Raw genomic sequence first — 20,857 nt, forward strand, 5'->3', positions numbered from 1 at the left:
GGGGAACACGACGGGAAGGCCCGAGAGCACGGCGGGGCCGGGCGGGGCCGGGCGGGGCCGGAAAGGCTCAGGGCAGCTCGGTGAACCGCTCCACCTGCTCGATCTTGCCCGCGATGACGATCACGTCCCCGTACCCCAGCACGGTTCCGGCGTCGGCGTAGGTGAACTCGTCGTACTGGCCCTTCACGCACACCACGGTCACGCCGTACTTGCGCCGCAGGTTGGACTCACCCAGGGGCACGCCGACGTACTCGCGGGGCGGGCGGGTCTTGACCACCGCGTAGTCGCCGTCCACCTCCATGTAGTCGAGCATCCGCCCGTTGAGCAGGTGGGCGAGCCGCTCCCCCATGTCGTGCTCGGGGAGGATCACGTGGTGGGCGCCGACCCGCTCCAGGATGCGGCCGTGCTCGCGGCTGACCGCCTTGGCCCAGACGTCCTCGATCTCCAGCTCGACGAGCAGGGACGTGGTGAGGATGCTGGACTCCAGGTCGGTGCCGATGGCGACCACCGCCCGGTAGAAGTCGGGCACCCCCATCTGCCGCAGCGCCTCGATGTCGGTGGAGTCGGCGACGACGACGTGGGTGAGCTTTCCCGCCAGGCTCTGCACCACCTTGGGGCGGCTGTCGATGGCCAGCACCTCGGTACCCCTGCGGAACAGCTCGACAGCCAGGGAGCTGCCGAAACGGCCGAGCCCGACGACCACCACCGGATCGTTCCTTCTGTCAGCCAACGATCGTCCTCTTTCGGGAGTCCGCAGTCACGGGGGGATCCGCCAACGCGAGAAGCCCGGAGGCGGACGACAGCCTCCAGGCTCCTATATGCGTCTCACTGCGCGAGCCATCAGGCCCGAATTCGCCTGATTCTACCTCAGGGGAACTCCAGAAGGGCTTCCTCTCCGCCACCGGGTTCCCGGCCGGATCCCGCGAGGGTGTCGAGGACCTGCTGACCGTACTTGGCCAGCTTGTTCTCCCCGATCCCGCTGATCGCGCCCAGCTCGGTCAGCGACGAGGGAGCCCTGGTCGCGATCTCGCGCAGGGTCGCGTCGTGGAAGATCACGTACGCGGGCACGCCCTGCTCCTTCGCCGTGGCTCCACGCCAGGCGCGCAGCAGCTCGAACACCGGCATCGCCTCCTCCGGCATCTCGACGGGCTCGGCCCGGCGCGAGGTGGAGGACGCCGACGACGTGGAGCCTCTGGCCGCCCTGGACGCCTTCTCCGGCTCGCGCCGCAGCGGGACCTGGCGTTTGCGGCCCAGAACCTCCGCGCTCGCCTCGGTCAGCACGAGCGTGCCGTAGTCGCCCTCGACGGCGAGCAGCCCCTGGGCCAGCAGCTGGCGCACCACGCCGCGCCACTCGGCCTCGCTCAGCTCCGTGCCGATGCCGAACACCGTCAGGCCGTCGTGGTCGTGCTGGATGACCTTGGCCGTCTTCTTGCCGAGGAGGATGTCGATGATCTGGCCGGCGCCGAACTTCTGGCGGCGCTCGCGCATGAGCCGGAACACGGTCGACAGGACCTTCTGCGCGGCGACCGTGCCGTCCCACGACTCCGGCGGCGACAGGCAGGTGTCGCAGTTGCCGCAGGCGGTGCCCTGCTGGCCGAAGTAGGCGAGCAGCCGCGCACGGCGGCACTCGACCGCCTCGCACAGGGCGAGCATGGCGTCCAGGTGGGCGGCGAGGCGGCGGCGGTGGGCGTCGTCGCCCTCGGAGGTGTCGATCATCTTGCGCTGCTGCACGACGTCCTGGAGGCCGTAGGCGAGCCACGCGGTGGAGGGCAGGCCGTCACGCCCGGCCCTGCCGGTCTCCTGGTAGTAGCCCTCGACGGACTTGGGCAGGTCGAGGTGGGCGACGAAGCGCACGTCGGGCTTGTCGATCCCCATGCCGAACGCGATGGTGGCGACCATGACGAGGCCGTCCTCGCGCAGGAAGCGCGCCTGGTTGGCCGCGCGGACGCGGGCGTCGAGCCCCGCGTGGTAGGGCAGCGCCTCGATGCCGTTCTGCACCAGGAACTCGGCGATCTTCTCGACCGAGTTGCGGGACAGGCAGTAGACGATGCCCGCGTCCCCGGCGTGCTCGGTGCGCAGCAGCTCCAGCAGCTGCCGCTTGGGCTCGTTCTTGGGGGCGATGCGGTACTGGATGTTGGGGCGGTCGAAGCTCGCCACGAAGTGGCGGGCCCCCTCCAGGTTCAGGCGGGAGGCGATCTCGGCGTGGGTGGCCTCGGTGGCCGTCGCGGTCAGCGCGATGCGCGGCACGTCCGGCCAGCGCTCGTGCAGCGCGGACAGGGCGAGGTAGTCGGGCCGGAAGTCGTGCCCCCACTGGGCCACGCAGTGCGCCTCGTCGATGGCGAACAGCGAGATCACCCCGCTGTCGAGCAGGCGCAGCGTGGCGTCGACCCGCAGGCGCTCCGGCGCCAGGTAGAGCAGGTCCAGTTCGCCGGACAGGAAGGCCGACTCGACGGCTCGGCGCTCCTCGAAGTCCTGGGTGGAGTTGAGGAACCCGGCCCGCACGCCGAGCGCGGTCAGGGCGTCGACCTGGTCCTGCATGAGCGCGATGAGCGGCGAGATCACCACTCCGGTGCCCTTCCGCACGAGGGCCGGGATCTGGTAGCACAGCGACTTGCCGCCGCCGGTCGGCATGAGCACGAGGGCGTCGCCGCCGGACACGACGTGCTCGATGATCTCCTGCTGGCCCGCCCGGAACGAGTCGTAGCCGAAGACGCGCTGCAGGACCCGCGACGCGTCGCTCACCTCGGGGCCGTTCTCGGGGGAAGCCATCGGGACATTGTACGAGGATCTTCTCGCTGGTCGGCGGCAAACAGGCAGGAAGCACGGACGTCGCCCGAGGCTGCCCGGGGCTGCCCGGCGCCGTGCGGGACCCGGACACCGGTGTCCGGCGGGGCCGTGCGGGACCGTGCGGAGCCCGGGCACCCACGCCTGACGGGGGACCGAACGGGAGAAGTGCCGCCGGGAGGGTCGGACCTCCCGGCGGCACCGGCACCGCGGTTCTCCCGCGGTCCTCCTACGAGATCACATGATCACGGGTTGACGTTGATCGTGAAGGTCGACGTCGTGTTCTTGATGTTCTGGAAGTTGTTGCTCATCTGGAGGTTGTTGAACGTGGCCGAGCCGACCGCCGGGCCCTGACCGGGCTCGGGCATCTCGTTGGCCCAGATGGCCCAGCCGGACTTGGCGTCGAAGGCGTCGCCGCTCTTCCTCGCACCGGTGATCGAGACGTTCGTGAAGATCGTGTCGGTGACCGGGTTCTGCGGCTGGCCTCCGGAGTAGTTGGTCTGGAACATGATGCCGCCGTAGGTCGGGTCCACGATGTCCACGTTGTTCACGCGGATGCCCTGGAAGACCTTGGAGGCGGAGAAGACCCAGATCGCCGGGAAGACCTGCTGTCCCCAGAAGTGACCGCCGGCCCGGACGATCGAGATGTTCTCGAACCTGGTGGGCGGGCTGGCGCCGAAGCCGTTCATCGGGTAGCCGAAGTCCAGCGAGCTGATCGTGATGCCGGAGTAGACCAGCGTGTCGGCGATGTAGATGTTCCTGAAGACGTTGTCGTACCCGCCGTAGACCGCGACGCCCGCGGCCCGCCAGGTCAGGATGGACGTCAGGTTCTCGTAGACGTTGCCCTTCATGTCGGCGCCGCCGGCGTCGATGGCCGAGAACAGCGCGAAGCTGTCGTCACCGGTGGCGCGGGCCTCGTTGTTGCTGACGAGGTTGTCCGTGCTGCCGTTGGTCATGTTGATGCCGTCGGCGAACATGTTGCGGATGCGGGAGTTCTTGATCGTCACCCGGTCGGTGTTGGCGCCCCAGTAGAGGCAGACCATGTGCTCGTTCCAGATGTTGTCGATCACCACGTCGGCGACGTTGGCGAAGTCGAACACCTTGCCCGGACCGTCGATGCGCGAGGTGTAGTTGCCGAAGTAGGCGAAGTTCGCGAAGGACGAGCCGTTCGCGCTGGCCTCGGCGCGGAAGCCGACGTCGGTGTTGTCCTGGCTGTCGGGCGCCCGGAACTGGGTGTACCAGGGGCCGGCGCCGACCACCTTGACGGCCTTGCCGTAGACCTGGAACTTGCTGGACGTCTGGTAGGTGCCCGCCGGCAGGTAGACGCCGACCAGGTTGCCGGTGTTGTCCATCCGCACCCGGTCAAGGGCGTTCTGCACGTCCTGGTGGGTGAAGCCGGCGGGGGTCGTGTACCTGGCGGGGTCGGGGTTCGCGATCGGCGAGACCTGCTCGGTGTTGATGAAGTCGATCGCGTACGTCGTGCTGTTGGCGGGGTCCTTCTGAAGCCTGATCTTGCTGCCGGCCGGGACGGTGGTCCCGAGCATGACGTTGGCCTCGTCGTAGATGTGACGCGGGCCGCCGGAGCCGGGCGAGTTGTTGGGACCGGCCTCGGGGCCGTACAGCCAGGCGTACCTGGACGTCAGGTTGATGGGCTTGAGGAAGGTGCCGTTGACGTAGACGTTCAGCGTCGAGTTGATGCCGCCGCCGCCCGGGGCGTCAGGGATGGAGAAGCGGGTGACCAGGGTGTTGGTGCTGGCCTTGGTGGTGAACTCGACGTAGCTGCCCGTGCTGTTCAGCGTCACGGCCCTGCGGCCGGACGCCTCACCCGCCACGTGGCCGATCTCGCGGTTGGGGCCGACCACGGCCGCCCCGCCGCCGACGACGGCGTCCTCGGCCTCGTACATGTCGTACGGCATGTTGGCGCCGCGGCCGACGAAGAACGGCTGGGTGCTGGTGTTGTTGGCCCGCTTGACCGGGAGCTCGTTGGCGTCGTCGGCGAGGACCGTCCTGACGGTGAACTTGCCGTTGACCGCCGTCCAGGTGCCCAGGTTCACCGGGCCGGTGGTGGCACCCGGCGCGATCACGCCGCTGTGGGAGCCGGTCAGGGTGCGGACGACGGTGCCCGCCTCGTTGAGGACGTTCAGCGTGATGCCGTGGGCGCCGCTCGCGGAGGCCACGGTGCCCTGGTTCCTGATCGCCACGGAGAAGGTGACGACGGCGCCGTTGGACGGGTTGCCGGGGGTCCAGCTGGTGGTGGCGACCAGGTCGGAGGTGTCGACCGGCCTGACCACGAGCGGGGCGGAGGCCGCGAAGGTGTTGTTGGACTCGTTCTGCTCGATGACGCCGTTGTCCTCGTCGACCTTGGCGCTCAGCGGGTAGCTGCCCGCGTCACGGGGTCCGGCGTTGGCGGTCACCGTGGCGGACGCTCCGGCGGCCAGCGCGCCGACCGAGGCGGTGCCGACCTTGGTGGTGCCCAGGTAGAAGTTGACGTTCGTCGCACCGGAGGCCGCCGAGCCGGCGTTGCGCACCGTGGCCGAGAGCGTGACGGAGTCGGTCTCGACGGGGGACGCGGGGGACGCGGTCAGAGCGGTGACCGTCAGGTCCGGGTTCGGCGCCGGGGTGCCGATGATCTGGAACTCGGCGATCTGACCGGCGGGGGCACCGGTGTTCGAGGTGATCCTGAGCTGGACGTCGGCGTAGGCGCCGCTGACCGGGATCGTCACCGTGTTGCCGGAGGCGGGGTCGAAGGTGTGGTTCGCCGCCGCGGCCAGGCTGGTGAAGGTGCTCGAGCTCTGCGCCCGCCCGAGGACCTGGATGTTCTGCGTGCGCGTTCCCCAGACGCTGTCGGGGTTCAGCTTCAGCACGACCGAGCTGAGGGTGGCGTTCGCCCCGAGGCCGACGGTCAGCGTGTTGGGGTAGCTGCCGCCGTTGCCCTCCCAGTAGGTCGCCGTGTTGTTGTCGTTGGCGTTGCCCGCCACGAAGGTGAAGACCGAGGAGGAGGCGGTGATCGCCTTGCCGACGGCCAGGTTCGACCCGGGCGGGGTGCTGCCCTGGCGGGTGACGGTGTTGCTGTTGCCGGACTGGTTGCCCGCGGCGTCCTTGGCCTTGACGTAGTAGGACACCGTCGCGGTGGCCGGCTGGGTGTCGGTGTAGGTCAGGACGTTGCCCGCCACGCTGCCGCGCAGGGCGTTGTTGGCGTAGACGTCGTAACCGGTCACGCCGACGGTGTCGGTCGAGGCGTTCCAGGTCAGCCTGATCTGGCCCGAGCCCGGCTCGGTGTAGGCCAGGTTCGACGGTGTGCTCGGCGGCGTCGTGTCACCGCCGCCGGTGGGGCCGTACACCTCGAACTCGGAGATCTGACCGGCGGGCCAGCCCGTGTTGGCGGTGAGGTTCAGCCGCAGGTAGCGGGCACTGGTCGCGGCGAAGTTGATCGTCACCGTGTTGCCGGTCGCCGGGTTGAAGGTGTAGCCGGCGGAGCCCACGACGGTCGTGGTGGGCGTGGCGCTCGTGCCCGCCAGCACCGACAGCGTCTGCGTCCTGGTCTCCCAGGCTGTCGCGGGCGGCAGCTTCAGGACGACCTGGTTGACGCTGGCCGCGGCTCCGAGGTCCACCTGCACCCACTGCGGGAAGGCGTTGTTGCTGCTCTCCCAGTAGGTGGTGGCGTTGCCGTCGGTGACGTTGCCCGCACCGTAGGGGGCGTTGACACTGCTGGACGAGGCTGACTTGCCCGCCGCCAGGTTGGGGCCGGCGGCCGCCGAGGCCGGTGCGACGACCGCCCCGGCCAGAGCGAGCAGGCTGGTCGCGGCCATCGCCGCCATCAGCCGTAACGCCAGGTACTGCTTTCTCATTGCGTTCCTCTATCTCTCGTCTGGAACGACAGGGTCGGGAGAGAGGCCGTGGCCTCCGTCACGCGACGCGCTCGGCACCCGGGAGTGCCTCGCCCACGAGGCGCGGATCCCCGGCCCGCTTCTTCCGGGTCCCCGGAATCCGGCGGGCGGGCCGGCCGGGTGGTCTGTGCGGGCCGATCCGCGGGCCGTGCCTCGTTCGTCGCTGGGGGGTGCTGGTCGCCGTGTGCGCCGGTGTTCCTCCTGTGGGGACGACCGGCGGGACGAGCGATGGGTGAACGTCGGATCTGATCGGACCTGGTCGGGTCTGTCGGCGGGCCCCGGGCGGGAGACGTCCGGAACCACGGGACCCCTGACCGGCTGCAGCGGCGGCGCGGGACGCTCTGCCGGGCGCGGGCCGTGACGGCCCTGCCGTCGGCCACGGGTCAGCGTCGGCGCGGGGGCAACGAGTGTCGCAGAGTGTCGCAACCGGGGCCGCCATGGCGGCGACCGGCCGCGCAATGCCGAGAACGACATCACCTGGGGCCTCTCCGGAGGGGTGGGAGGGACGTGCCGGGCGCAGCACATCACTGCCGTAAGTTGCGGAGAACAGAGAGAATTTAACAGGACTTTGCAATATTTTTGCATTGCGCTGGCCAAATGTTACATACGTGCTACGGCCGCGTCAACGGGTCGAGAAGGGCGGCTTACTTCGCCGCGCGACCCCGCGTGCGATCCGGCCGATCTGCCTGCCACGGGGGCCTTCGGGCCCCGTTCGGGGCCGGTAGGCGAGGGGGCGCGAACCCTTCGGGGAGGTCCCGCGCGGCGGGACGGAGGGGGCGCCGGCGACGTGACGGGGACCGGGGACACGCCCCGGAAACACCGCCGCACGAAACGGCTTGCGTGAGGGAAGCGGGCCGACGAAACTCGCGGACCCGCACCTCCCGGTCCGCACATAACGGCCCGCACCTCCCGGTCCGCACGTAACGGCCCGCACATCCCGGCCAGTACGGCGCGGCCCGCACGACACCGTCCTCACAACGGCCGGCCGGACCGGAAGGCGCCACGCCGGAGCACCGGGGACGCGCGGCTCGGCACGGAACCCGGATGACACGGAACAAGAGCTTTTTGGGCTATTTAGTCTGAAATATGTGGCTTAACGGACAGCAACGTGAGACGTGGTGACGCTTCACCCCTCGAACAGGCGCAGCCGGTGTGCCGTCGCCGCGGCCTCCCCGCGCGAGGCGGCGCCCAGCTTGGCGAGGATGTTGGAGACGTGCACGCTAACGGTCTTCGCCGAGATGAACAGTTCCCCCGCTATCTCGCGGTTGCTGCGGCCGGTCGCCACCAGGCCCAGCACCTCGTGCTCGCGCGCGGTGAGCCCGAACCCGGCCCCTTCGGAGACCGGCTCGGCGGAGGCGGGCTCTCCGGAGAGCGGGATCCGAGCCCGTCTGGCCAGGGAGACGATCTCGGCGGCGAGCGGCCGGGCCCCGACGCGCGCCGCGAGCTCCGCCGCCCGGGGCAGGCTCAGCGCGGCCTCGTCGCGCTCCCCCGCCGCGACGGCGGCCCGTGCCGCGCCGAGCAGGGCGCAGGCCTCGGCGTAGGGCTGGCGGAGCGCGGCCCAGGCGGCGGCCGCCGCGTCCCACGCCCCCCGGTCGAGCACCCCTTCCGTCTGGGCGGCCTCGGCCGTGAAGGTGAGGCTGTGCGCCCTCTGGAGCTCCCCTTCCACGCCGAGCCTCGCGGCCACGGCGCGCAGCCGGGGCAGCCGGGGCAGCGAGGGCAGCGAGGGCAGCGAGGGCACGGCCACTCGCAGGCAGGCGAGGAGGAGCGGCCAGACGTAGCGGGGGGTGATCTCCAGGTCCTGCTCGTCCAAGGTCCGCTCGACGAGCGCGGACGCCTCGTCGTGCCTGCCGCGCGCCACCAGCAGCTCGATCTCCCTGCGCAGGTGGGGCAGGGTCGTCTGGTTCCGGTAGGTGCCCCTGGAGAACACGGCCCGCGAGGCCCGGATGAGCGATTCGGCCCGGTCGAGGTCTCCGCGGGCCAGCGCGATGTCGGTGGCCAGGCCCTGCAGGCTCGCGCGGTAGGGGGCCGGCGGGGCGACCTCGAGGACGCGCTCGACCACCTCGGACGCCTCGTCCCAGCGGCCCAGCGAGACCAGTGGCTCGACCAGGTTGATCGCCAGGAAGGCGCCGGACGTGCGGGCCAGGCCGTACGCCTCGGCGTCGGCGACGCCGCGGCGGGCGACCTCCGCGGCCCGCTCATGCCACCCGGCCCCCTCCAGGGCGTCGGACTCGAAGATGACGGCCCGCATCAGCGCGTGGTAGGAGCCGGCCCTGCCCGCGTTCTCCCGCGCCCGGGCGAACGCGGCGATCTCGTCCTCCGTCCGGGAGTAACGGCAACCGGCCCAGGTGAGGGTGATGAGCGCGTGAGCCTCGGCGTCGGTGTCGCCCACCTCCTGGGCGATGCGCATCGCCTCCTCGGCCGTCGCCTCCTTCTCCGCCCGGTCGCCGTGCTCGCTGAGCACGCGTGCCAGGTTCTCCAGGACCCGGGCGCGCAGGGAGGTCGGCGGCTCGGCCGGAACGAGCTTGGCGGCGGTGCGGAGGTCCTCGACGTACCCGTCCCTGCCGAGGTCGTACCTGACGAGCCCGCGCTGGCGCAGCAGCCGGGCCGCGCGGATCGGGTCGGTGGCGGTGTCGATCTCCCGCAGGGCCGCCTTGGCGAGGGAGATGCCCCGCTCGAACTCCCCCGCCAGGTGCGCCACGGTGACGGCCTGCCGGAGCACGTCGACGTGGTCGGCGGCGATCCGCTCCGCGGCGTCGGGCACCGTCTCCCACAGCTCGAGCACCCGGGTCAGCATGCGCAGCTGCTCGTCGTAGGCCGCCGCCTTCCTGGCGGCCGCGGCCGCGTGCCAGGCACTGATCAGCGCCCAGAGGGGGTTGTGCGCGGCGTGCCAGTGGTGGGCGAGCTCGATGGCCGACCGGGGGGCGGGCAGGATGCCGGGGTCGGCCTCCAGGGCCTCGGCGAAACGGGTGTGCAGGCGGGTGCGCTCACCGGGCAGCAGGTCGTCGTGGACGGCCTCGCGGATCAGGGCGTGCCGGAAGGCGTACGTCTCGCCGTCGACCACGAGCACGTTGCCCGCCACCGCCGGGCGCAGCAGGCGGGAAAGGTCGCCGTCGTCGGCCCCGGCGACGGCCGAGAGCATCGTGTGCTCGATCCTCGCCCCGCCGGCGGCGGCCAGCCGCATCAGCTCCTGGGTCTCCTTCGGCAGGCGCTCGACGCTGGCCAGCAGCAGGTCGCGCAGCGAGTCGGGCAGTGTCTCGCCCTCGCCCCCGCTGAGCAGCGCCTCGACGAACAGCGGGTTTCCCTCGCTGCGCGCGTAGACCAGATCGATGTCGGCGACCGGCTCGCCGTGGAGGATGCTCGCGGCCTGCTGGCCCACCTCCCGGCGGCTCAGCCTGCGCAGGTCGAGCCGGGTGACCCAGTCGACCCGGCTCAGCTCGGCCAGCAGCGGGCGCAGGGGGTGCGTGCGGTGCAGCTCGTCGGCCCGGTAGGTGACCAGGGTCAGCAGGGGCACGTCGGGGCGCTGGTAGCGGACGAGGAACGACAGCAGGTCGCGGGTGGAGCGGTCGGCCCAGTGGGCGTCCTCGATGACCAGGATCGTCGGCCGGGTCTCGGCGAGCCGCTCCAGCAGGCCCAGGATCTGCTCGAAGAGCCGGGCCCGCGCCTCGGCGTCCTCTCTCTCCGGCTCACCGAACTCCGGCAGCAGCCGGGCGAGCCCTCGCGTCGCCCCGCCGGGCAGCAGCGCGGCGACGCCGTCGTGGCCCAGGTCGCGGGCGAGTTTGCGCAGCACCGCGGTGAAGGGGGCGAAGGGGAGGCCGTCGGTGCCCAGCTCCAGGCACCCGCCGACCAGCGCCAGGGCGCCGTCGGAGCGCTCGGTGAACTCGCGGACGAGGCGGGTCTTGCCGACCCCGGCCTCGCCTCCCACGAACACGGTCGAGGCCGATCCGGAACGAGCCCTGGCGAGCGCGCCTTCCAGGACGGCGAGCTCGTCGGCGCGGCCGACGAACAGGGGGCTTACCGTGTGGGCTCTCACGCCCCCAGGATGCCACCGGCCACCGACAGTCAGGCGTCCCTCTGGGCACGCCTCCCCGCCGTCCCCGGTCGCAGCCGGGGTCCCGGAGACCGAGGACCCTCCCCGCCGTCCCCGGTCGCCGCGGAGTTCGGGAGCCCGGGGACTCTCCTTGCCGCGCCCGGCCACAGCCGGAGGCCGAGGACTCTCCCCCGCCTCCGGTCCGCCTCGGAGTCCCGGAGGCGGGGGGGCTTTCCGCGGCCTTCCGGGGAGGGCCCGCCGCCCCGCGCCCGAGGGCGGCGTCACCGGCCGGGCTCGACCCTGAGGGCGCCGCAGCGTCCTGAACGCGCTTTCACGGAGCGCGGGAGGGGGCGGGGCGCCGTTCCGGCGTCCTAGGGGCATCAGGGCGCCTCCCCGTGCCCTCGTGGGCCGCCGCGCGGACAGGACGTGCCCCGCCCCGAGCCGGTCCCGGCGACTCCCGCCGTACGAGGTGTCCGATCATGGAAAAAGCCCCCCGGTTGACGTCAACCAGGAGGCTCTGACCTGCGACTTGCTAGTGTGGGCGATACTGGGATCGAACCAGTGACCTCTTCGGTGTGAACGAAGCGCTCTCCCGCTGAGCTAATCGCCCGCCCTGCGCGGCCCCTCACGGTGCCGACGTGGAAAACCATACAGCAATCCGGGAGTGCTCGCGAAGCGGTATCCGCCAACGAAATGATCTTGAAAGACGACACGGTCGGGAGGCAAAGGTCTGAGGATGCATCCGGCGGGGGGCTACGGTGTCATAGCATCGTCCTGATCCGTAGAAGCACCGAACGACCCGCGCTCGACCCGAATCACCCGAGACGCCCCGCCAGGGAGTCGACGGTGACCAAAACGAGACGCAAAACCCTTGCAAATACGGCCCTGTTGGTGATGTTTAGCCAGGTAGATGCCCAAATGTCGCGCTGTGATGTGTGTTACAGAAGGGCGTCGAGGCGGAATCTTTCCTACAGGTTTCTTTGTTCCGCGTGATAGCTCGCGAGGAACGAGGCCGTTTCGGAGCAGTGAGAGCAGTGAAAGCCCCGCAGAGGGGACCGACGACGAAAAAGGTTTGGCTGACGATGAACAGCGCCACCGTCTCTGCCGAGCTAGGCCTTCGGCTTGTGGTCCCCGACCGTACCACCGTCCCCCTGCTCGCCGGGCTCAGCTATACGGCCGGTGATCCGTACGCGATCAGGATGGCCTTCCACGTGGGCAACGACGAACCGGTCGAGTGGATCTTCGCTCGCGAGTTGCTGACGGTCGGCATCGTGCGGCGGGTCGGCGACGGGGACGTGCAGGTGTGGCCGGCGCGCGCCGACGGCGAGCGCACGCTGCACATAAGCCTCACGTCGCCGTTCGGGCAGGCCCTGTTCGAGGTGCCCCTGGCCCCGCTCACGGAGTTCCTGCACCGGACGTACGAGCTGGTCCCCGCCGGTCGCGAGACCGACTTCATGGATCTGGACGCCGAGCTCAGCAACATGCTCTGGAGTTCGTGACGGCCTCCCGGCGGGGCCGCCGGGCCCCAGCCCGGGCTTGAGGCCCCGACCCGGGTTCGAAGCCACGTCCCGCATTGAGACCACGTCTCGGGTTCGGGGCTACGTCCCGGGTTTGAGCAGGTCCCGCATCCGGGCGATCTCGATGCCCTGCCCGGAGACGACGTCCTTGGCGGTGGCCAGCATGACCCGGTCGGCGCCCTCGCGCAGCTGGAGCCCCGCCATCGTCACCGCCGCCTCGTGATGGGTGATCATGAGGGTCAGGAAGAGGGTGTCGAAGGCCGCCCCCCTGGCCGCCCTGAGCCGGTTCATCTCCTCCAGCGGGAGCGTGTGGTCGTCGTGGCCGCCGTGCTCGCCCGGAGGGCGTCCGGCCGACCTCAACCACGAGGTCATGGCCGCGATCTCCGGCCGCTGCGCCGCGGTGATCCGCTCGGCGAGCTTCCGCAGGACCGGCGAGGACGACCGGGCCGGCACCAGTGCCGCCATCTCCAGCGCCTGCCGGTGATGCGGGATCATGCCCTCGGCGAACCTGACGTCGGCCGCGGTGACGCGCGCCTCGGACTCCCCGAGGCGCTCGCCGGGCATCGCCGTGCGACCGGCCTCCCCCGGGCCACCCGGGATGATCACAGGCGCGCCGGACTCGGCGACGAGCGGGATGGACCGCTCCGATCCGGCCTCCGCGCATCCACCGAGAACCGCTGCCATTATGATCACCGCGATACCCTGACTCGGCACACGCATCCTCCGCATAGCTTCAATAATGGGGCAAGTGGACCGACGTAATGGGGGCACCGTGCGACCGATCGTGGCATTCGTCCTGTCCGCGCTACTTCTCGTGGCAGGGTGTGGGGCGGATCCGACTCCCACTGCCTCGCCACCGTCCGCGGCGGCCGCGCCCACCCCCGAGGGGAGCCCGAGCGCCTCGGAGCAGACGGCGGAGACCCCCGCTCCCGGAATCTCGGGGGACGGCACGCACAGCGACAACATCACGCACCTGGCCAACGTGCCCCCCAGCGCCCCGCTCGACGGGCCCCAGTCGTGGGGCACCGACCTGGCCTTCCAGGGCGACTACGCGTTCGTCGGCAACTTCGACGGCTTCAGCGTCTTCGACATCTCCGACCCGTCGAAGCCCTCGATCGCCAGTCAGGTCCTCTGTCCCGGCGAGCAGAACGACATCTCGGTGAGCGGGAACCTGCTGTTCCTGTCGATCGACTCCGCCCGGGTCGGCCCGGAGTGCGACGCCCAGCGCGGCGAGCCGGAGTCGGACGCCTGGGAGGGCATCCGGATCTTCGACATCGAGGACAAGGCCAACCCCAAGTTCGTCTCGGCGGTCCAGACCGACTGCGGCTCGCACACCCACACGCTCGTCCCCGGCAAGAGCCCGGACAAGGTCTACCTCTACATCTCCTCCCCCGGCCCCGAGCCCGGTACGGCGACCTGCCCGCCCCCGCACAACAAGATCTCCGTGGTCGAGGTGCCGGTCGAGGCCCCGAAGACCGCGAAGGTGGTCTCGCAGCCGGCCCTCTCCGAGAAGGCCGTCGAGGGGGCCATCGGCGGCTGCCACGACCTCACGGTCTACCCGGAGAAGGACCTCGCCGCCGCCGCCTGCTTCGGCGACGGGATCCTGATGGACATCTCCGACCGGGTCAACCCCAAGGTCCTCCAGCACGTGAGCGACAAGGAGAACTTCGCCATCTGGCACTCGGCGACGTTCAACAACGACGCCACCAAGGTCGTCTTCGGGGACGAGCTGGGCGGCGGCGTGAGCGCGACCTGCGACGCCAACACCCCGAAGACCAAGGGCGCCAACGCCGTGTACGGCCTCGGCAAGGACCGCAGGCTCACGCTCCGCGGCTACTTCAAGATCCCGAGGGAGCAGTCGCCCGAGGAGAACTGCGTCGCGCACAACGGATCGCTGCTGCCGGTGCCGGGCAAGGACATCATGGTCCAGTCGTGGTACCAGGGCGGGGTGTCGGTCTGGGACTTCACCGACGCGACCAAGCCCCGGGAGATCGGCTTCTTCGAGCGGGGCCCGGTGCCGGGAGTCGGCGGCTCCTGGTCGGCGTACTACTACAACGGCCACATCTACTCGAGTGACATCACCAAGGGCCTGGACGTGCTCCGCATCGACGACCCGCTGACCGACCCGGCCGCCAAGGTCAGGACCAAGGAGCTGAACGCGCAGACCCAGGTGTCCTACTAGCCCGCCGGTCCGGCCGGTCCGTGACCGCCGGACGGCCCGTTCCCGGCTCCGGTGGGCACGCCCTCACCGGAGCCGGGAACGTCGCATCGGGAACGGGAACGAATCCCGGGGAACCGGGCTCAGGGATCGAGGTCGGCGGCGGAGCGCTCGGCGAAGACCTGCATGGCCTTGGCGGTGATCGGGCCGGGCGCGGCGGGCAGCACGGTCCGGTCGACCGCGCGGATCGGCTGGATGTCACGGGTGGTGGAGGTCAGGAACGCCTCCTCGGCCTCGTACAGGGCCGAGAGCGGGACGTCCTCCTCGATGCCCCCGCACCACTCCAGGGCGAGCGCGCGGGTGACCCCGGCCAGGCAGCCCGAGGCGAGCGTGGGGGTGAGCAGCCGCCCGTCGCGTACGACGAAGATGTTGCTGCCGGTGCCCTCGCAGAGGTTCCCCGCGAGGTTCTCGAAGATCGCCTCGCCGCCGCCCCTCGCCTTGGCGAAGAACAGCGCCTTGGCGTTGTCGCCGTAGGAGGTGCTCTTCACCCCGGCGAGCGCGCCGCGCTCGTTGCGTGGCCAGGGCACGACGGTGACGTCGGCGGTGGCCGGGAACGCCTTCTGCTCGTCGGCGATCACCACGGTTGTGCAGCCCTGGTCGCCCCGGTCGGAGCCGAGCGGTCCCGGGCCGCTGGTGTAGGTGACCCGGACGCGGCCGAGCCGCCACGGCGGGGCCTCTGCCAGGCAGGCCCGGATCCCGTCGGCGATCGCGGCCACGTCGGGGTCGGGCAGGTCCATCCGCCGCGCCGAGAGCGTGAGCCGGTCGAGGTGGCGGGTGAGCGCGAACGTGGCGCCGTCCATGCACTTGATCGTCTCGAACACCCCGTCACCGACCATCAGGCCGTGATCGAACACCGAGACGACGGCCTGATCCGGGGAGACCAGCGCCCCGTTAAGCCATATGGGTACGTTCATGCGACTCCTTCTGAGCCTGATGTTGATGCCAGCGCGATGAGCCGGGAGGCCTTCAGCTCGGTCTCGTCCCACTCGCGTCGCGGATCGCTACCCCAGGTTATGCCCGCGCCCGTACCGAAGCGGATCTCGTCGGACGACAGCCAGAACGTGCGGATCCCCACGGCCAGGGACGCCCGCCTCCGGTCGGCGTCGACCCAGCCCACGGTTCCACAGTAGGGGCCGCGCGGCTCTGGTTCGAGCTCATCGATGATTCGCAGGGCCGAGGATTTCGGAGCGCCGGTCACCGATCCCGGCGGGAAGGTCGCGGAGAGCAGCTCCGGCCACCCGTACTCGGGCGCCAGCCGCGCCCGGACCGTGGAGACCAGGTGTACGAGACCGGGGTGCTCCTCCACATCGCACAGGGCGGGCACGCTCACCGAACCGACCGCGGCGACCCTGCCCAGGTCGTTGCGGACGAGATCGACGATCATCACGTTCTCCGCGTAGTCCTTCTCCAGCAGGTCCGCCGCGGTGACCCCGGTCCCCTTGATCGGCCTGGACTCGACCACGTCGCCGTCCCTGGACAGGAAGAGCTCCGGGGAGGCCGACACGACGCTCAGCCCCGGCAGGCTCACCGTGGCGGCGTAGGGGGCGGGGTTGCCCTCCGCCAGCCGTACGGCCAGGGCCAGCGGGTCCGGCCCCCGCCCCGCGGGGAGCGGCGCGCTCAGCACCCGGCACAGGTTGGCCTGGTAGACCTCGCCCCGCTCGATGTAGGCGCGGATGCGCCGCACGCCGTCCTCGTACGCGGCCCGGTCCAGGGAGGTGCGCCACGACGACGGGTGCGGCCCGCGCCAGGGGCCGCGCGGCGCGGGCAGCGGGGCCCTGCGGACGTCCCCGAACCTGGCGCACGTCACCTTGCCCTCGTAGTCGATCACGACGGCCCACCATCCCTCGCCGTCCAGCGCGGCGAGATCGGTGGTGAGGTCCCGGAGGCCCGTGGCCAGATATCCGGTGACATGCGCAAAAGAGTCATGCACTGCCCTATTGTCCCGCCCGCTCGGCGAGCAGCCGCACCAGGGTGCGGGCGGCGGGCAGCGGGGTGGGCGGCAGCGCCGCGTAGACGGTCCGGCGCGGGGCGAGGTCGCCGAGGGAGCGGAGCACCAGATCGGCCGGTACGGCGTACGCGGCGATGGCGGGGACGAGCGTGACGCCGAGCCCGGCCGCGACGAACCCGAACTTGCCCGTCCACTCGGCGATCCTGACCGTGGCGCGGGGCGCGAACCCGGCGCGGGCGCAGGCCGCGGCGAGCGCGGTGGCCCGGCCGGGCGGTGGCGCCTCGATCCAGGTCGCCTCCCGCAGCTCGCGCAGGTCGACGATCTCCTCCGCCGCCAGCCGGTGATCGCGGGGCAGCGCGACGAGCAGTTCGTCGTCGGCCAGCTCGATCATCTCGATCTCCTCCTCGCGGGGCAGCTCGGACGGGTAGTCGCTGACCACCGCGACGTCCAGGCCGCCCTCGCGCATGCGGCGCAGCAGGCTCCCGCTGGGCCCCTCGATCGGGACGAGCTCGACCTCGGGGAAGTCCTGGCGGAACGCGCGCAGGGCGCCGGGCACGAGCGCGACGTTGGCGGTGGCGAACGCCCCCACCCGCAGCCGCCCCCGGTAGCCGCCGAGGATCCCGGCCAGCTCCTCCTCCGCCCTGGTCAGCCGGTTCAGGACGACCTGGGCGTGGTGGTGCAGCGCCTCACCGGCGGGCGTGAGCCGCACCCCGCGCGGCAGCCGCTCGAACAGCGGGCCGCCCGCGCGGTGTTCGAGGGCGGCGATGCGGCGGGACACGGCCGACTGGGTGTAGTTGAGCCTGGCGGCGGCTGCCGTGAACGACCCGGTGCGGGCCACGGCGTCCAGCAGGCGCAGGCCTTCGACGTCGAACACATTCCTCCTTCGCATGGCTTGCATGCAATCTAGTCGCTGGTGGAATGCCTTGCCGGTTCGTAGCGTGGAGCGCATGATTTCCTTTCTCGGTCTGGGACGCATGGGCGCCCCGATGGCCCGGCGGCTCGTGGCCGCCGGATACACGGTGACGACGTGGAACCGCACCCCCCGCGCGGTCGAGGGAGCCGCCACGGCGGCGTCGCCCGCCGAGGCCGTGGCGGGCGCGGAGCTGGTCGTCACGATGCTCGCCGACCCCGCGGCGGCGAGACGGGTGCTCGCGGACGCGGCGCCGGGTCTGCGGCCCGGGACGGTGGTCGCGGAGATGTCGACGATCGGGCCCGAGGCGGTGGCCGGGCTGCGCGACCTGCTTCCCCCGGGGGTGGGACTGGTCGACGCGCCGGTCCTGGGCAGCGTGGGACCGGCCGCGGACGGCACCTTGGTGGTGCTGGCCGGGGGCCTGCCCGAGGATCTGGCCCGCTGCCGGAAGGCGCTGGAGGTGTTCGGCCGGGTGCTCGAGGCCGGCGGCCCCGGCGCGGGCGCGGCGATGAAACTGGCCGTGATGAGCGCGCTGGTGCCCGCCCAGGTGTTGCTCGCCGAGACCGTCGCGTACGCGGAGGCGACCGGAGTGGACACCGCGGCCCTGCTGGACGTGCTCGGCGGCACGCCGCTGGGACCGCTCGTCGAACGGGTCCGCCCGGCCGTCGAGAGCGGTCCGTACGGGACGCGCTACGCCCTCGGCCTGGCGGCCAAGGACATGGAGCTGGCCGCGCACGGGACCCAGACGCTCGCCGCCGCGGCCGGGGCCAGGCTGGCGGGCGCGGTGGCGGCCGGGCTCGGCGGGGCGGACCTGACCGCGATCTTCACGCACGTCGCCGCGACCGGTCCCACCGGGGCGGACCGGACGGGCGAGCCTCGCCAGACGGGTCAGGCGGAAACGAGGGAAGCCGGGGATATCAGGGGCACAGATGACACAGAGGACATCGGAGGCACCGGAAAGGGAGGACCGGGCCGTACCGGCGTGACGAGACTGAACCCGGCCACGGTTCCCGCCACCAACGGGCTCTACTCCCACGCCACCAGGGCCGCGGGCCTGCTGTTCGTCTCGGGGCAGGTGGCACTGGACGGGGAGGGGAAGGTGGTCGGCGAGGGGGACATGACGCGCCAGTCCGAACATGTGATGGACCTGCTGTCACGCGTCCTCGCCGACCAGGGCTGCACGTTCGACGACGTGACCCACATCCGGAGCCACCTCACCGACATGTCGCTGCTGCGGGAGTACGGGGCCGTGCGCGAGCGTTTCATCACCGGCGCACCCCCGGCCAGCACGACCGTGGAGGTCTCGCGGCTGTTCCGGCCGGGGCTGCTCATCGAGGTGGAGGTGATCGCCGCCCTCCCCGCGGGCCGGTGACGGCGGCGATGACGGCGGCGGCGTCCACCGGGCTCGCCTGCGGGCCGTGACGGCGGGATCACCGCGCCGGCGGCCCGTGACGGCGCCGTGACCGCCCTACGACAGGGGACCGGTGACCGTCTCGGCGGCGGCGACGACCGCGCCGGCCGCGACGAGCTGGACCACCGTCTCGATCTCCGGCGCGAGGAAGCGGTCGGGGCCGGGACCGGGGACGGACTGGCGCAGCACGTCCACCACGGCCCCGGTCGCCGGGGCGGGCCGCAGCGGGGCGCGCAGGTCCAGGGCCCGCGCGGCGGTGAGGACCTCCACCGCGAGCACCCGGGTGAGACCGTCCACCGAGCGGCGCAGCTTGCGCGCGGCCGACCAGCCCATGGAGACGTGGTCCTCCTGCATGGCGGAGCTCGGGATGGAGTCGACGCTCGCGGGCGCGGCCAGGCGCTTGAGCTCGGAGACCACCGCCGCCTGGGTGTACTGGGCGATCATGTGGCCGGAGTCGACGCCGGGGTCGTCCGCGAGGAAGGCGGGCAGGCCGTGGCTGCGGGCCACGTCCAGCATGCGGTCGGTGCGGCGCTCGGAGATGCTCGCCATGTCGGCGACCGCGATGGCCAGGAAGTCGAGCACGTAGCCGACGGGGGCTCCGTGGAAGTTGCCGTTGGACTCCACCCGGCCGTCGGCCAGGACCACCGGGTTGTCGATCGCGGAGGCCAGCTCCCGCCCGGCGACCAGGGCGGCGTGCGCCAGGGTGTCGCGGGCGGCCCCGGCGACCTGCGGGGCGCACCTGAGGGAGTACGCGTCCTGAACGCGGGTGCAGGTGCCGTCCCGGTGGGACTCCATGATCTGCGAGCCGCCGAGCAGGGCCCTGAGATTGGCGGCGCTGGCCGCCTGCCCGGGGTGCGGGCGCAGGGCCTGCAGGTCGGCGGCGAAGACACGGTCGGTGCCCAGGAGCGCCTCCACGCTCATGGCCGCGCTCACGTCGGCGGTTCTGAACAGGCGGGTGAGGTCGTCCATGGCCAGGATGAGCATGCCGAGCATGCCGTCGGTGCCGTTGATGAGCGCGAGCCCCTCCTTGGCCACCAGTTCCACGGGCTCGATGCCCGCCCGCTTGAGGGCCTCCGCGGCGTCGGCCCGCTCCCCTGCGGCGTCGCGGACGACGCCCTCGCCCATGATCGTGAGGGCCACGTGGGAGAGCGGCGCGAGGTCGCCGGAGCAGCCGAGGCTTCCGTACTCGTGCACGACGGGGGTGATCCGCGCGTTGAGCAGGCTCTCCAGCACCTTGGCCGTCTTCGGGCGCACGCCGGTGTGGCCGGTGGCCAGGGTGTGCAGGCGCAGCAACATCATCGCCCGGGTGACCTCGATCTCGACCTCGGGTCCCGACCCGGCGGCGTGCGAGCGTACGAGGGATCGCTGCAGCTGGGCGCGGAGCGAGGGGTCGATGTGCCGGGTGGCCAGGGCGCCGAACCCGGTGGAGACGCCGTAGGCGGGGGTGGGGCTCTCGGCCAGCTCGTCCACGCGGGTGCGGGCCGCCGCCATGGCGGCCACGGCGTCGTCGCCCAGACGTACGGGGGCACCGTGCCTGGCGACCCTGACGACCTCCTCGAAGCTCAGCGGCTCCGGCCCGATGTTCACGACCTCGTTGTCGCGCATGCTGTCAACTCTCTCGCGTAGGGGGGAGCACTAGTAACCGGTGAAACCCTTGCTGGCTCCTTACATCTCAAGATACCGGTCGTATTCGGTTTGGGGAGTCGCCGGGTATTCGCTAGAGTTCTCACCGTGAGTCCGGGCCGGTCCCGGAGACACGCGGAAGTGGCTCAGTGGTAGAGCATCACCTTGCCAAGGTGAGGGTCGCGGGTTCGAATCCCGTCTTCCGCTCGGAAAAGGGGCATGTGCCCCCCACTCGGTGGAGTGGCCGAGAGGCGAGGCAACGGCCTGCAAAGCCGTCTACACGGGTTCAAATCCCGTCTCCACCTCTGGTTTTCAGCGAGGACGATTAGCTCAGCGGGAGAGCGCTTCCCTGACACGGAAGAGGTCACAGGTTCAATCCCTGTATCGTCCACCCGGTTTCACCAGCTCAGAGGCCAGATCCGAAGATCTTCGGATCTGGCCTCTCGCGTTCGGCCGTCGCCCCCGGATCTCGCAGGAACCCGTCGCGCCGCGTCCGAACGGGTTTCCCTGGCACCTCGACCTCTCGGGATGA

The 20,857-nt window shown here is 71.4% G+C and carries 12 protein-coding genes and 4 tRNA genes; 6 read left to right on the forward strand and 10 right to left on the reverse strand.

Annotated elements, in window-relative coordinates; translation table 11 throughout:
• Positions 1–67 precede the first annotated feature (67 nt).
• The 5 genes from ACVCAG_RS00335 to ACVCAG_RS00355 form a co-directional block, all read right to left on the reverse strand.
• Positions 68–730 (reverse strand): NAD-binding protein, encoded by a 663-nt coding sequence (locus ACVCAG_RS00335; RefSeq protein WP_440069884.1) that lies wholly within the window; start codon positions 728–730, stop codon positions 68–70.
• A 137-nt stretch (positions 731–867) separates the two neighbouring features.
• Positions 868–2,769 (reverse strand): DNA helicase RecQ, encoded by a 1,902-nt coding sequence (gene recQ, locus ACVCAG_RS00340; protein ID WP_440086401.1) that lies wholly within the window; start codon positions 2,767–2,769, stop codon positions 868–870.
• Positions 2,770–3,029: 260 nt separating this feature from the next.
• Positions 3,030–6,632 carry a discoidin domain-containing protein gene (locus tag ACVCAG_RS00345; RefSeq protein WP_440086400.1) on the reverse strand — a complete coding sequence of 1,201 codons (3,603 nt, stop codon included), beginning with the start codon at positions 6,630–6,632 and terminating at the stop codon, positions 3,030–3,032.
• 1,165 nt (positions 6,633–7,797) lie between these two features.
• A complete protein-coding gene (locus ACVCAG_RS00350) occupies positions 7,798–10,701 on the reverse strand; it encodes an AAA family ATPase (RefSeq protein WP_440086399.1) in 2,904 nt (967 codons plus the stop codon).
• A gap of 535 nt (positions 10,702–11,236) precedes the next feature.
• Positions 11,237–11,308, reverse strand: a tRNA-Val gene (locus ACVCAG_RS00355).
• Between the two features lie 472 nt (positions 11,309–11,780).
• Here ACVCAG_RS00355 and ACVCAG_RS00360 point away from each other — a divergent pair.
• Positions 11,781–12,197, forward strand: a complete 417-nt coding sequence (locus ACVCAG_RS00360; protein ID WP_184547867.1) for an SsgA family sporulation/cell division regulator — start codon at positions 11,781–11,783, stop codon at positions 12,195–12,197.
• Between the two features lie 99 nt (positions 12,198–12,296).
• Here the strand turns inward: ACVCAG_RS00360 and ACVCAG_RS00365 are convergent, their stop codons facing one another.
• Positions 12,297–12,899 (reverse strand): DUF305 domain-containing protein, encoded by a 603-nt coding sequence (locus ACVCAG_RS00365; protein WP_440086398.1) that lies wholly within the window; start codon positions 12,897–12,899, stop codon positions 12,297–12,299.
• A gap of 100 nt (positions 12,900–12,999) precedes the next feature.
• On the opposite strand from ACVCAG_RS00365, the gene ACVCAG_RS00370 reads away from it, so the two are divergent.
• On the forward strand, positions 13,000–14,397 hold the full coding sequence (locus ACVCAG_RS00370) for an LVIVD repeat-containing protein (RefSeq protein WP_440086397.1): 1,398 nt from the start codon (positions 13,000–13,002) through the stop codon (positions 14,395–14,397).
• 119 nt (positions 14,398–14,516) lie between these two features.
• On the opposite strand, the gene ACVCAG_RS00375 is transcribed toward ACVCAG_RS00370, so the two are convergent.
• The 3 genes from ACVCAG_RS00375 to ACVCAG_RS00385 are packed head-to-tail and all read right to left on the reverse strand — an operon-like array spanning position 14,517 to position 17,255.
• Complete coding sequence (locus tag ACVCAG_RS00375) at positions 14,517–15,347, reverse strand: aminotransferase class IV (RefSeq protein WP_440086396.1); 831 nt, start codon at positions 15,345–15,347, stop codon at positions 14,517–14,519.
• Entirely contained in the window at positions 15,344–16,363 is a 1,020-nt protein-coding gene (locus tag ACVCAG_RS00380; RefSeq protein ID WP_447189273.1) for a chorismate-binding protein, read from the reverse strand. The genes ACVCAG_RS00375 and ACVCAG_RS00380 overlap by 4 nt, the downstream gene beginning before the upstream one ends.
• 4 nt (positions 16,364–16,367) lie before the next feature.
• Positions 16,368–17,255 (reverse strand): LysR substrate-binding domain-containing protein, encoded by an 888-nt coding sequence (locus ACVCAG_RS00385; protein WP_440086394.1) that lies wholly within the window; start codon positions 17,253–17,255, stop codon positions 16,368–16,370.
• Between the two features lie 73 nt (positions 17,256–17,328).
• Between ACVCAG_RS00385 and ACVCAG_RS00390 the strand changes: the two genes are divergently transcribed.
• Positions 17,329–18,663, forward strand: coding sequence for an NAD(P)-binding domain-containing protein (locus tag ACVCAG_RS00390; RefSeq protein ID WP_447189274.1), 1,335 nt, complete (start codon positions 17,329–17,331; stop codon positions 18,661–18,663).
• Between the two features lie 96 nt (positions 18,664–18,759).
• On the opposite strand, the gene hutH is transcribed toward ACVCAG_RS00390, so the two are convergent.
• On the reverse strand, positions 18,760–20,307 hold the full coding sequence (gene hutH, locus ACVCAG_RS00395) for a histidine ammonia-lyase (RefSeq protein WP_447189275.1): 1,548 nt from the start codon (positions 20,305–20,307) through the stop codon (positions 18,760–18,762).
• Positions 20,308–20,460: 153 nt separating this feature from the next.
• Here hutH and ACVCAG_RS00400 point away from each other — a divergent pair.
• The 3 genes from ACVCAG_RS00400 (at position 20,461) to ACVCAG_RS00410 (ending at position 20,716) form a co-directional block, all read left to right on the forward strand.
• A tRNA-Gly gene (locus ACVCAG_RS00400) sits at positions 20,461–20,532 on the forward strand.
• 27 nt (positions 20,533–20,559) lie between these two features.
• Positions 20,560–20,630, forward strand: a tRNA-Cys gene (locus ACVCAG_RS00405).
• Between the two features lie 14 nt (positions 20,631–20,644).
• Positions 20,645–20,716 (forward strand) — tRNA-Val (locus ACVCAG_RS00410).
• Positions 20,717–20,857: the final 141 nt, after the last annotated feature.

Source organism: Streptosporangium sp. G12, assembly GCF_052983175.1.